11 protein-coding genes are annotated in these 12,597 nt (G+C 44.3%); 6 read left to right on the forward strand and 5 right to left on the reverse strand.

The annotated features are described in order from the left end of the window. Positions 1-7: 7 nt before the first annotated feature. From K339_RS0120840 to K339_RS0120860, 5 genes are all read left to right on the forward strand, one after another. The gene (locus tag K339_RS0120840) at positions 8-442 is read left to right on the forward strand and encodes a FixH family protein (RefSeq protein ID WP_028525337.1); all 435 of its coding nucleotides are present in this window, start codon (positions 8-10) and stop codon (positions 440-442) included. Positions 443-706: 264 nt separating this feature from the next. Further along, entirely contained in the window at positions 707-1,396 is a 690-nt protein-coding gene (locus tag K339_RS34345; RefSeq protein ID WP_169731881.1) for a sulfite exporter TauE/SafE family protein, read from the forward strand. A 193-nt stretch (positions 1,397-1,589) separates the two neighbouring features. Then, a complete protein-coding gene (gene hemN / locus K339_RS0120850) occupies positions 1,590-2,951 on the forward strand; it encodes an oxygen-independent coproporphyrinogen III oxidase (protein WP_028525338.1) in 1,362 nt (453 codons plus the stop codon). A 39-nt stretch (positions 2,952-2,990) separates the two neighbouring features. After that, complete coding sequence (locus tag K339_RS0120855; protein ID WP_028525339.1) at positions 2,991-4,232, forward strand: PAS domain-containing sensor histidine kinase; 1,242 nt, start codon at positions 2,991-2,993, stop codon at positions 4,230-4,232. 4 nt (positions 4,233-4,236) lie between these two features. Continuing rightward, the gene (locus K339_RS0120860; protein ID WP_028525340.1) at positions 4,237-5,295 is read left to right on the forward strand and encodes a response regulator; all 1,059 of its coding nucleotides are present in this window, start codon (positions 4,237-4,239) and stop codon (positions 5,293-5,295) included. Positions 5,296-5,510: 215 nt separating this feature from the next. Here K339_RS0120860 and K339_RS0120865 read toward each other — a convergent pair whose 3' ends face one another. Next, positions 5,511-7,424 (reverse strand): ABC-F family ATP-binding cassette domain-containing protein, encoded by a 1,914-nt coding sequence (locus K339_RS0120865; protein ID WP_028525341.1) that lies wholly within the window; start codon positions 7,422-7,424, stop codon positions 5,511-5,513. Positions 7,425-7,473: 49 nt separating this feature from the next. Between K339_RS0120865 and K339_RS34350 the strand changes: the two genes are divergently transcribed. Then, positions 7,474-8,490, forward strand: a complete 1,017-nt coding sequence (locus K339_RS34350) for a GNAT family N-acetyltransferase (protein ID WP_051398145.1) — start codon at positions 7,474-7,476, stop codon at positions 8,488-8,490. 43 nt (positions 8,491-8,533) lie between these two features. Here K339_RS34350 and K339_RS34355 read toward each other — a convergent pair whose 3' ends face one another. From K339_RS34355 to K339_RS0120890, 4 genes are all read right to left on the reverse strand, one after another. Next, entirely contained in the window at positions 8,534-9,934 is a 1,401-nt protein-coding gene (locus K339_RS34355; protein WP_084332277.1) for a SulP family inorganic anion transporter, read from the reverse strand. 14 nt (positions 9,935-9,948) lie between these two features. Next, positions 9,949-10,428 carry an adenine nucleotide alpha hydrolase family protein gene (locus K339_RS0120880; protein WP_028525342.1) on the reverse strand — a complete coding sequence of 160 codons (480 nt, stop codon included), beginning with the start codon at positions 10,426-10,428 and terminating at the stop codon, positions 9,949-9,951. A 96-nt stretch (positions 10,429-10,524) separates the two neighbouring features. After that, positions 10,525-11,898 (reverse strand): sensor histidine kinase, encoded by a 1,374-nt coding sequence (locus K339_RS0120885; protein WP_028525343.1) that lies wholly within the window; start codon positions 11,896-11,898, stop codon positions 10,525-10,527. Further along, the gene (locus K339_RS0120890) at positions 11,895-12,587 is read right to left on the reverse strand and encodes a response regulator transcription factor (protein WP_028525344.1); all 693 of its coding nucleotides are present in this window, start codon (positions 12,585-12,587) and stop codon (positions 11,895-11,897) included. The genes K339_RS0120885 and K339_RS0120890 overlap by 4 nt, the downstream gene beginning before the upstream one ends. Positions 12,588-12,597: the final 10 nt, after the last annotated feature.

Consider the following 12,597-nt stretch of genomic DNA (forward strand, 5'->3'; position numbering starts at 1 on the left):
TACTACTATGAAACTATCTTGGGGAACTGGCATTTGGGCTTTTTATGGCTTATTTGTCTTAATGATACTAGCGATGGTCGGAATGAGCATCGTCCAAAAAATTGACCTTGTTACTGACAACTATTACGAAGAGGAAGTTAAATTCCAAGGCAAAATTGACAAAATCAATCGCGCCAAAGCCCTAGCCACACCCCTCACTTGGGAAGTGCTGGAAAATGGCGTCCGCATTCACTATCCAACGAATATGAAGGGTGTCTCTGGAAAAATTAACTTCTATTGTCCAGCCGATAACCGTAAGGATTTTTCTACCCCAATTCAGGTCGGAGCCGACGGTACGCAGTTTATTTCAAACCAAAAAATTAAGGCGGGACGTTACCAACTGCAAATTGACTGGCAAGCCAACGGTGTAGGATACTGGAACGAAGGAATTCTCAATATTTAAGTGTCATTGTCTAAATGTCGAGTGCTTACCGTGCGGAGGGTTTCTCAAAACCCAACGAGTACATAGTATGTTGAATGACATTTTATTCTCACGTGCGGAGGGTTTCTCAAAACCCGACCAGTAAATAGAAGGTTGAACGGCATTTTATTCGACATTCTAACCTGCCTCGTCGGGTTTTGAGAAACCCGACGCACACCCGCACAAATTCGACATTCTGCCTTCGACACTCGACACTCCATTTTGACATTCAAAACTATGTTTTATTTGGCTTTTTCCCTCGGACTCATGAGCAGCCTGCACTGCGTAGGAATGTGTGGGCCTATTGCGTTGGCACTTCCCGTACATCAACGCTCAAAATGGGGAAAATTGGGCGGAATAGTACTGTATAACCTCGGTCGGGCCACTACTTACGCCCTCCTCGGTTTTTTGCTAGGTTTCGTGGGTAATGCCCTCAACCTCGCAGGACTCCAACGTGGCCTTTCTATTGGTACGGGTGTGTTTATGCTCGGTGCAGTTGCTTATTCCTCCCATTGGCTAGACCAGCTCGGAACACCTCCCTTTCTCCAAAAAGGCGTTCAATGGATAAAAAAGCAGCTCAGTTCACTTCTCCACCAACGTAGTTTTAGCTCGCTTTTCGCTCTTGGAACACTCAACGGTCTTTTACCGTGTGGGCTAGTTTACATGGCACTGATTAGCTCCATAGCGACGGGAGGGCCTACCGACGGGGCGCTTTTTATGGCAACCTTTGGCCTTGGAACGCTCCCTGCCATGAGCGCCGTTGCCTTTGTCAAAAATCTCTTTTCTACTTCTTTTCGCAACCGTGCCCGCAGTTTTATGCCCGCCCTAGTAGCAGTAGTAGCCATAGTGCTTATTCTTCGTGGTTTGGAAGTCACAGGTTGGCCCATTTTGGGTTTAGAAAATCGTGAGATTCCTGTTTGCCATGGGGGGCGGTAGGTTGTTTTCAAAACCCTTTACTACAAATGTTATGCCTCTCCGAGGCTGACTCTAAATCTTCTAATCTAAACGAAAACAGCTATTTACCTCCCTTTCATTCATGCTGAATGCTTGATATTTTTCCAATCAGCCTGACCAATGTCATATTTTACTTTTCCAATAGCTTGCATTTTTGGTAAAACACCTATTTACCATGAACACGCAACTACTCCAGAAATACAACGTGCCTGGGCCTCGCTACACCAGTTACCCAACCGTTCCTTATTGGGATAAAACCCCGCTTACGGAACCCCGTTGGAAAGACTTGGTAAAAGATATATTTGAAATCAGCAATACTTCCGAGGGCATTAGCCTCTATATCCACTTGCCGTACTGCGAAAGTTTGTGTACCTACTGTGGCTGCAATACCCGCATTACGGTCAATCATAAAGTAGAACAGCCGTACATTGCGGCTGTTCTGAAGGAGTGGCAACTTTACCTCGATTTTCTACCCAATCGCCCCAAAATCAGAGAATTGCATTTGGGTGGTGGAACGCCCACGTTTTTTAGCCCTGAAAATCTACGAACCTTGATTTCGGGCTTATTTGAAAAAGCAGATATTCACCCCGAGCACGAGTTTGGGTTTGAAGCGCACCCAGCTAGTACCACCGATGCGCACCTTCAGACGCTGTTTGAACTAGGTTTTCGTCGGATTAGTATTGGTGTACAAGATTTCAATCCCATTATTCTTGACCTCATCAATCGCCCTCAAACCTACGAGCAAGTAAAGCACGTTACTGAGAAAGCGCGCGAAATTGGATACACGTCGGTAAACTATGATTTGGTTTATGGCTTGCCCCAACAACAGGTGGAGGGAATGACCCAAACCATCGGAGAAGTGATTCAGCTTCGCCCCGACCGCATTGCGCTTTACAGCTATGCCCACGTGCCTTGGGTAAAACCAGGTCAACGTAAATTTACCGAAGCTGACTTGCCAGATGCCGCCAAAAAATTAGCGATTTATGAAGCCTGTCGTGGCGCACTGGAATTAGCAGGTTATCATGACATCGGCATGGACCACTTTTCACTCAGAACAGATACGCTTTATCAGGCCCTTGAACATAAAAAACTCCACCGCAATTTTATGGGCTACACTACTACCCAGACGCGTTTGCTGGTGGGTTTGGGCGTGTCGGCCATCGGCGATTGTTGGTGGGGCTATGGTCAAAATGAAAAAACGGTCGAAAAGTACTACGAACGACTCAACAACAACGAGTTACCGATTTTTAGAGGCCACGTTCTGACGCGCGAAGATTTAATTTTACGACGCCATATTTTGCAGTTGATGTGTCATTTTGAAACGACTTGGTTCGACGCCAAAGACCAATGTCAAGCACTTTACGAAGCTCTTGCTCGGTTGGAAGAACCCGAAAAAGATGGCCTTGTCAGCATCGAACCCTATCACCTCAAAGTGACACCCGAAGGCCGCTCTTTTATTCGTAATATTAGTATGGCCTTTGATGCGCGTTTGTGGGGAGATATACCACAAACAGCCATTTTTAGCCAAACATTTTAAAATTCTTTTGGAAAAATCACCGCAACCTCCGTATTTGGTATGTTAGAAATATTTATTCAGCAAACCCAAGCGATGAGAAGACACGTCGAAATGTTAGATGCACTCTTTAAAAGTGCAACGGAGGGAATTATTGTCGTGGATTCGTGGGGAGCTATACAGCTGGTCAACCCCAAAGCCGAAGAGTTATTTGGCTACGATGAAGACGAGTTGATTGGTAAGAAAATAGAAATCCTTATTCCTCAACGATATGCCCGCAATCACGTAGATCACCGCATGAATTACTCCCAGCACCCCAAGGCAAGGAACATGGGGAGCAACTTAGACCTCAATGCCAAGCGTAAAGATAATTCGGAGTTTCCTGTCGAAATCAGTTTAAGTCCGTTTGCCACCAGCGATGGCGAATACATCGTAAGTTTTATTATCGACATTTCGTTGCGCAAAAAACAAGAAGAGGCACTGCTAGAAGCACACCGCCAAATCCAAACCCTCAACGCCGACTTGGAAGAGCGTGTGCAGCAACGCACCCGTGAACTGGCACAGGCGCTAGAGGAAATTGAGCAGTCGAAACAAGAAGTAATGCGGGCGCTGGAGAAAGAACGTCAACTTAATGACATGAAAACGAAATTTGTGACAATTGCCTCGCACGAATTCCGTACGCCATTGGCGACCATCCTGTCGTCTGCGTCGTTGATTGGACGTTATACGCACACCGAAGAAGACGAAAAACGTCAAAAACACGTTCAACGAATCAAATCGACCGTTACGAATCTCACTGAAATTCTGAACGACTTTTTGTCGCTCGGCAAACTCGAAGAAGGTCAAATCCGCAACGTGCCTATTGTGTTTCCTGTTACTGATTTTTGCAAAGAATTGGTGGACGAACTCAAATCGGTTTGTAAAGAAAACCAGCAGATTATATATACCCACGAAGGTGATTCGGAGGTATGTATCGACCGTCATTTACTCAAAAATGTACTCATTAATTTGCTTTCAAACGCCTCCAAATATTCGGACGCGGGCAAGCAAATTTTTTTACGTTCATCTAAAAAAGAAAAAACCGTTCGCTTTGAAGTACAAGACCAAGGCATTGGGATTCCCGAACAAGACCAAGCGTATGTGTTTGACCGCTTTTTCCGCGCGCACAACTCTGGGACGATACAAGGAACTGGCCTTGGGCTAAACATTGTAAAAAAATACATTCAGTTGATGCAAGGCGAAATTCGGCTTACGAGTCAACTGAATCAAGGCACGACGGTGTCTCTCGACCTTCCGAATTGTTAGCCACATGAAGACCATTCTACTGATAGAAGACAATCCCGATATGCGGGAAAATACGACCGAAATTTTGGAGTTAGCACACTACAATGTACTGACGGCTGAAAACGGTAAAAAAGGCATCAAAATCGCTCAAGAACAGCAGCCTGACCTGATTATTTGTGACATCATGATGCCCGAACTCGACGGCTACGGCGTGTTGCATTTGCTCAGTAAAGAAGCCGAAACTGCGAGTATTCCTTTTATTTTCTTAACCGCCAAAGCTGAAAAAGCTGACTACCGCAAGGGAATGACCCTGGGCGCAGACGATTATCTGACCAAACCTTACGACGACGTAGAGCTGTTGAGTGCGGTCGAAACGCGCTTACGCAAAAACGATTTGCTCAAAACAGAGTATTCACGAACGGAAGAAGGTCTGACGCAGTTTTTGAACGAAGTAAAATCGTTTGAATCGCTCAAAAAACTGTCGGAAAACAAGAAAACGAAGCTCTATAAAAAGCGTGAAACGGTGTATTCGGAGGGAAGCTATCCCAATGCCGTTTATTTTTTAAAAAGTGGAAAAATCAAAAACTCAAAGACCAATGAGTTTGGGAAAGAATACATTGTGGAACTTCACAAGCCTGGCGATTTTTTCGGGTATTTAGATTTGTTGGAAAATACTCCCTACCAAGAATCGGCCGTGTCGCTGCAAGACAGTGAGGTGGTTATCATTCCCAAAGATGAGTTTAATAGCCTTCTCTACAACAACCGTGATGTAGCTACGAAGTTCATCAAAATGCTTTCCAATGAAGTGCGCGAACGGGAAGAGCGATTGCTAAAACTTGCTTACAACTCCGTACGAAAACGCGTAGCCGAAGCCCTGATTATGTTGGCCAATCGCTACCAAGAAGACAAAACAAAGCCTTTTGCCATTGCCATCACCCGCGAAGATTTAGCAAGCATCGTAGGCACTGCCACCGAAACAGTCATCCGTACGCTCTCCGATTTTAAGGACGAACATCTTCTCGAAATGAAGGGAAGTTTGATTACGGTACTCGATTATGAGAAACTATCTCGAATGAAGAATTAATTTGTGTTGTGCGGTCCCGTGCGTCGGGTTTCTCAAAACCCGAATATGTGAAAAGGGTTTCTCAAAACCCGACGAGCCCGTGCAGAGGGTTGCTCTCAACCCGACAAAGCACCGAATAAGAGACGTTCAACTGTGCAGAGGGTTTCTCAAAACCCGACAAAGCGCCGAATAAGAGACCTTCCAAGTTTTTGAAACTTGGAAGGTCTTTGTTTGTACTACCCCAGCTCTTCCATCTCCATCATGGCATTTTCCCACGCGTCGGTGGTGGCCGCAATTTTTTGCTGGACTTCCGTGTATTTTTTATTCACTTCGGCCAATTTAGCCGCATCGCTGTAAATAGCAGTGTCGGCCAATTGCGCTTCTGCTTCTTTCTTACGTTTTTCCAACTCGTCGATTTCTTGTTCGAGTTGGGTGATTTTTTTCTGAAGGGTCTTTTGCTGGTGCGATGATCCCGAAGACGTATTCTTCGCTGGAGCAGGCGCCGAGCGTTGCGGCACTACCACCGTCTCCGCAGGGGCTGCTACCACTTCTTCTTCACGTTCTTCTTGCCACCACTCGTACTCTTGGTAGGTACCAGGGTATTCTTTCACTTCTTTTTCTTCGATGTACCAAATTTTCTCCGCAATGGCTTCCACAAAGAAACGGTCGTGCGAAACCACTACAAACGAGCCTTCATATTGCCTAAGTGCCTGAATGAGGATATTCACCGACTGCATGTCTAAGTGGTTGGTAGGCTCATCGAGCAACAAGAAATTGGCTTGAGACACCAATACTTTTGCCAACGCAACCCGCGATTTCTCACCTCCCGATAACACCTTGATCTTCTTAAAAACATCGTCACCCGTAAACAGGAAACACCCTAAAATTGTCCGACATTCGGTTTCGGTCTTAGTCGGATTGGCGTATTTTAATTCTTCTAAAATCGTATGTTCTATATTAAGCGACTCCAACTGGTGCTGGGCATAAAAGGTAAAAAGCACATTGTGTCCCAGCCGTCGCTCGCCTTCGACAGGCTCGGTGCCTGCAATGACCCTCAGCAACGTTGATTTCCCTTTACCATTGGCCCCGATAAGCGCAATTTTGTCGCCGCGCTCCATCGTGATATTGGTATGTTTCAGGATTTCCTTTTCACCGTAAGCCTTCGACACATCTTCCAGCTGAAGCACATGGCGGCCTGGCTGGGTCGTAAATTGGAATCGGAAATGCACTTTGGCATTTTCATCCACTACGGCCTCCACCCGATCCATTCGATCCAGCATTTTAGCGCGGCTTTGGGCTTGTTTTGCTTTGGTTGCTTTGGCCTTAAACCGCTCAATAAAGCGCTCTGTTTGGCGGATTTTAGCCTGTTGGTTTTCGTAAGCTCCTTTTTGAATCTCATTACGAAGGGCTTTTTCTTCGAGATAAAACGAATAATTCCCCCCGTAATAGTTTAACTTTTGATTACTTACTTCCACCATCGTATCGCAGACATTATCCAAAAACTCACGGTCGTGCGATACCACAATCACCGCATTTTCGTAGCTCTGAACATACTTTTCCACCCACTGAATCGAAGGCAAGTCCAAGTGGTTGGTAGGCTCATCGAGCATGAGCAAAGAAGGTTTTTGTAACAGCAACTTGGCCAACATTACGCGCATTCGCCAACCTCCCGAAAACTGCCGCAGCGGTTTTTGTAAGTCAGTTGTCGAAAAACCAAGTCCTTCCAAAATTTCTTCGGCTTTCGACTGAATGGTATATCCGTCCAATGCCTCAAACTCTTCTTGCAAACGCGCAAGGCGATCCACCAGCTTATCTTCGTAATTGGTTTCCATCTGATGAAGAACCTCATCAATTTGGCGTTGCAGCACCAACTGTCGCTCAAAAGCTTGCAAGGCTACCGTCAAAATAGGCTCATCACTTTGGTAAGAGAGCAAATCTTGGTTCAAAAACCCAATGGTGCAACCACCTGCTTTTGAGATATTTCCTGCATCGGGCTGGTAGTTACCCACAATCAAATGCAGCAGGGTGGACTTCCCTGTTCCGTTCAAACCAATAAGGCCAATTTTATCTTTGGGCTTGATATGAAGCGAGGCGTTTTCGTACAAAGCACGGTCGCCGAGATAATACGAGAGGTTGGTAATCGAAATCATGCTACAAAGTTAGTGGTTTTTGTATCTTTGCCCGACAACACACGAACGAATGACACACCTTCTTCCAAAAAATAAGGTTCAGACCACTATTCAGCGGGCTTTTTCTTCGTTGGTGTTTATCAATGACCCCGCTGCGCTTACTCGTTTTCGGTGTCGTTGGTCGCCTTGGCTCTTCAACACGCCCCTGCACGTGGTTCACCAGCAAGCCGAGCAAGTTTATACTTTTGTGCTCACCGATGCCGAAACGCAGCAAGAACTCCACGGTTTTTTTCATCTTTTTGTCCAAAATCAGCAAGGAGTCAGCCCACTACGGGCATCGTTTGGGTCGTTTGAAGTAGCCGAAGTCGTCAGTCATACGGAGTTTAGTACTTGGCTAACTTTTATCGAATCGTTTGCCGTATCGCATCACATCACGTCGTTGTCGGTTCGTCATTATCCCAGCTGTTATCATCCTGCCCGTAGTTCGTTTATCAAACGCGGGTTGGTACGGCACGGGTTTCAGACAAACCAACCCTCTATCAATCACTACATTGCGGTAAACTCGCAGCCGTTTGAGACAGGGCTTCACGCCTCCGAACGGCGACGATTACGAAAGTGCCTGCAAGCAGGTTTTCGATTTGAAGAATGGTTACTTCCTGATGCCGAACAAGTGTATCAATTTATTGCCCATAACCGCCAACGACTCGGCTACTCGCTTTCTTTTCGTGAAGAGCAGTTGCGGCTTTGGTTGGCCGTTTTTCCTGAAATTTTTCGGGTATTTTGTGTCAAAAATGGCGAAGAAATTGCCTCATTAGGGCTAACTGTCCGCGTCGGAAAAAATGTACTCTATCACTTCTGCCCCGCCGACAACCTAGCCTATCGACAATACAGCCCCTCGGTGTTGTTGACCAAAGGTTTATACGAATTTTCCCAGCAAGAAGGTGTAACTATTTTAGATTTAGGCATTTCAGTTGACGCCGCTGGCCAGCCCAAGAGCAGTTTGGCACGTTTCAAACGCAACCTCGGTGCCCAAGAATGCGAAAAATGGCAGTTTGAAAGAAAAATCGGCATTTCTACCAAAATGTAAAAATGCCGATCGAATCACGCGTGGGTCAATCTATATGTAAGTATCAGTTATCTGCTACATCCAAACTCAACTTGGATGTGGAAGGTGTCTTTTTTGAGTAGAATTTTTTGACAACAAAATAGATAATCAACGCCGACAATACTCCTGTCAAAAAGTCGGTCATAGGCACCATCACAGCCGTATAAAGCATCATCGAAAATTCAAACTTGCCCAAGTGCTTTATTTCCCTGATTTCGGCGGGTTTAATCATATTGCTTGCTACCCAAACCAAAATACCACCAATACATGCCATTGGAATGAGCTCTAAATATTGTGCTAAATAATACGCCATTGTGAGTTTTAATATCGCTTTAAAATACCCTGCCAAAGGAGTACGAGCTCCCGCTTTTATACTCGTCGCAGTTCGTGCCAGCGCTCCTGTACACGGAAAACCCTGTACCAACGGTGTGATAATTTGTACCAACCCTTGTCCAAAAAACTCTTTATCTGGATTAAAAGGCGTTTTTTTGTTTTCAGCCAGTTTGTCTGCCATCGACGAACACAAAATACTTTCGACTCCCGATACGAACACAATTGCGCCAACAAAGTAAAATATATCAACAACAACACCCAGTGTTATTGTTGGTAAATGAGGCGCTGTAAATACAAAAAAGTTATTTGGAATAGACCCATAGAGGTCTTTAACCAGAATAATGTTTTTATCAGCCAAGACAGTAGAAGTCAAAATAGTTGCGGCGGCCATCGCAATCACTGGCCCTGGAATAAAAATAGAAATTCGTAGAAGCCCTTTCGTCAGCACAAATGTAAGTATGCCAATAATTACAGCCCATCCATTAATTACCCCTAGATTATCCAAGGCATAATTCATTTTGTTCCAAAAACCGCTAGTTTGCCCTAAAAGGACTGAAAATGATTTTAGCCCTAAAATATCCTTAAAATTAGTGAGTGCTATGGCTACCGCAATCCCAACCGTAAAACCCACAATAATAGAGTTTGGCACCAGCTTGGCATACTTGCCTACCCCAAAAATACCGAGTACGATGAGAATAATCCCCGAGAGGATTGAGACAAAAACCAAAAAACCATGCGCTTCTTCAAATACGCCCCCATTGGCTGGGCCGTACTTCGCTATAAGCGCTGCAATGACGGGGATAAATGCCGCCGTAGGCCCATATACTTGGTATTTCGACCCTCCGAAAGTTCGTCCAACAACACATGCCAATGCTCCCGCAATAATACCATGCTCAGGGCGCATTCCCATGGCAATCGCAAAACCCATCGCCATCGGAATAGCCGTCATAGCTACTATAAGCCCTGCACTCAAATCTCGATAAACGGTTTTGAGCCAGCTGTCTTTGGTAAGGTCTTCCCAGCGAGAATCCTTAAATGTAAAAAAGAGTTTTAGACGACCCGCAGGCGTGGTCGGGAAGGCATGATTTTTCATTTTTATTTGGAGGTTTAGAAACTGAATAATGCATTAAGCGAAACCCACTCTGACCAAAAACCATCCGTATCTACCCCAACTTCTTGGTAAGGGATTTTTGCTTTTTTCAACAACGGAATAGGGTCAAACCCTTTTTTGTGAGGTTTTAGAGTGTAGTTTTTGGAAAAATAAATTTTGCTCACTTTTTGAGCTTCCAGAAAATTGGCAAGCGCATTTGAAGTATATCCATGAAAAAGCTCGATTTTGACAGAACCTAGGAGTGACTCGTACCTATTTTTTAGGATGGATATTGCCTCCTCAAATTCGCGAGTTTTCAACGAATCAATTACTGCCTCTGGCGAATAAAACAAAAATTCAGTGATTGAGTCGGAGGGAGTTTCAGCATACATCAACACTACATTGACTTTTCCTTCTTGAATGGTATTCAATGCCAATCGAAGGGCATTTAATGACTCTACCTTAAAATCAATGGGCACTACTATTGTTTTTTCCATGCTTTAGTTGTTTTTAAAAACTAATGCACAAAATTGCCTAGCCCGTGTAAGAACGGTCTAAGAGACAGATTAGAATCTGATAAGAATGAAAAAAAATTAGGGTAAAATAGCCAAAGGAAGTTTAATCTGAACAACCGTACCTTCGTTGACTACCGATGATACGTGCAGCAGGCCGTTATGAATTTTGATAATATTTCGGGTCAGCGGCAGCCCAATTCCATAGCCTTCAAAGTTACGGGTATTGGAAGCACGGAAAAATGGGTCAAAAATAAAAGGCAGCTCTGATTCGGGAATCCCAATACCCTGGTCTTGAAAGACTAAAAACACTTGATTGTCGCTGGAAGCAATCGTCACTACCACAGGCTTATTGTTGGAGTACTTACAGGCATTAGTCAAGATATTGGTAAAAGCCAAGGAAAGTAGTTGGCGATTACCCATTACTTTCAATTTTTTCGGATTTTCGGGCAGCAGGCTAAAATCCACTTGGATGTTATTCTTAGGGTTGAGTTTATCAATCATCTCTTTAACCTGCCAAATAAGGTCATCCGTTCGTAAAATTTCAAAATTAACCCGCTTGTTGGTGTAACCCGTTTGGGCCAAATACAACAACGTTTGCGTGATTTGGTTCAGGCGCTCGGCTTGTCCCAAAATACTCATCAGCGACTGCTGGTATTCTTCTGGCGAACGCTGTTTCATCAACATCACTTCGGCCTCGCCCATGATAGACGTGAGTGGCGTACCAAATTCATGCGAAGCATTACTGACAAAGTTTTTTTGAGTTTCGAAAGCCGTTTCAAGTCGATTTAGCAGGTCATTGAAAGTCGAAATCAGCTGGCTTATCTCGGCATCATTGTCTTTTTCTTCGATTCTCAAGTGAATGTTATCCGTACTTATTTGTTTGACGCGGTCGGTGATATGTTTGATGGGATCAAAGATTCGCTTTGAAAAAAAGAAAGATAAATAGGTCGTAATCAGCGCAATCAGTACAATACCCATCAAAATAACATTCCTCATAAACAACAAGTGGTTGGAGGCATAATAGTTTTTGGCCGAAACAATCACAATGTAGATATTGCTATGACTTTCGTGACGAATCCCCGTAAAAAAGGTTTCGTCCACCTGACGGGTAGCCTTCCCATTGGCCATAATATCCCTTAAAAACGCCATCGGCAGCTCCGATTTTTGGGCTATTTCCGTCAAGTCATTGCTATTTTCAACCTTGTACAAATATTCTCTCTCTGCCAGGAGCTTTTCAAGGTGCTCTCTTCTAATCATTTTAAATGATTCTGCATTAATTTTATCAGCATCAAAATTGTACTTTGCCGCAATCGTCGCCCGCGTTTCTAGTCGTTTATAAAAATCAGTGTAGGAATAATTATACAAAAAATAATAGATACTTCCCCCAAACAGAAGCAGCATCAGGCTGTTGGTAAAAATCAGAAAAAGCGCTATTTTTAGTTGGGTTTTCATGCTTCTCTTAACACATAGCCCATGCCAATCACCGTATGAATGAGCTTGGGTTCGTAGGCTGAATCAAGTTTTTTTCTCAAATAATTGATATAAACATCCACAACATTCGTGGCCAGGTTAAAATTAATGTCCCAAGCGCTCTCCAGCAAGTCCACCCTCGAAAGCACTTTTCCTTTATTTTTTAGCAAAGTGACCAGCAACCGATATTCGGTAGCAGTGAGGGAAATAAGCTCCCCATTTCGTTCTACGGTCTTCGAGTCATCATCCACTTTTAAGTTGGCCACCACATACACATTTTCTTTGGCCTTAGCCTCACTCCCACCTTGGCTTGCGCGGCGCAGCAAAGCTTTGATACGCGCCACTAACTCAATAAATTTGAAGGGCTTGGCCAAATAATCATCCGCCCCCGAATTAAGCCCCAAAGCAATATTGTCGGCGGTATTGAGGGCTGTCAAAAACAATATCGGTACCTGAATCTGGTTATTTCGCAGCTCTTTGCAAACCTCAATACCGTTTTTGTCGGGAAGCATAATGTCGAGGAGAATCAAATCATAGTCACTGCTCAAGGCCATTTGAACCCCCGAATTACCGTCTAAAGCCACCGATACTTCAAAGTCTTCCTCGGTCAAGCCTTTTTTTATAAAGCTGACTACATTGACTTCGTCTTCCACTAACAAGATTTTCTTCATAGCTCAATTG

It is taken from the genome of Runella limosa DSM 17973 (genome assembly GCF_000482465.1).
Lineage (GTDB): Bacteria > Bacteroidota > Bacteroidia > Cytophagales > Spirosomataceae > Runella > Runella limosa.

Bases quoted from the DNA above. Each gene is read 5' to 3' on its own strand.
- K339_RS0120840 (WP_028525337.1), top strand. From the start codon at position 8: ATGAAACTATCTTGGGGAACTGGCATTTGGGCTTTTTATGGCTTATTT.
- hemN (WP_028525338.1), top strand. From the start codon at position 1,590: ATGAACACGCAACTACTCCAGAAATACAACGTGCCTGGGCCTCGCTAC.
- K339_RS0120855 (WP_028525339.1), top strand. From the start codon at position 2,991: ATGTTAGAAATATTTATTCAGCAAACCCAAGCGATGAGAAGACACGTC.
- K339_RS0120860 (WP_028525340.1), top strand. From the start codon at position 4,237: ATGAAGACCATTCTACTGATAGAAGACAATCCCGATATGCGGGAAAAT.
- K339_RS0120865 (WP_028525341.1), bottom strand. From the start codon at position 7,424: ATGATTTCGATTACCAACCTCTCGTATTATCTCGGCGACCGTGCTTTG.
- K339_RS34350 (WP_051398145.1), top strand. From the start codon at position 7,474: ATGACACACCTTCTTCCAAAAAATAAGGTTCAGACCACTATTCAGCGG.
- K339_RS34355 (WP_084332277.1), bottom strand. From the start codon at position 9,934: ATGAAAAATCATGCCTTCCCGACCACGCCTGCGGGTCGTCTAAAACTC.
- K339_RS0120880 (WP_028525342.1), bottom strand. From the start codon at position 10,428: ATGGAAAAAACAATAGTAGTGCCCATTGATTTTAAGGTAGAGTCATTA.
- K339_RS0120885 (WP_028525343.1), bottom strand. From the start codon at position 11,898: ATGAAAACCCAACTAAAAATAGCGCTTTTTCTGATTTTTACCAACAGC.
- K339_RS0120890 (WP_028525344.1), bottom strand. From the start codon at position 12,587: ATGAAGAAAATCTTGTTAGTGGAAGACGAAGTCAATGTAGTCAGCTTT.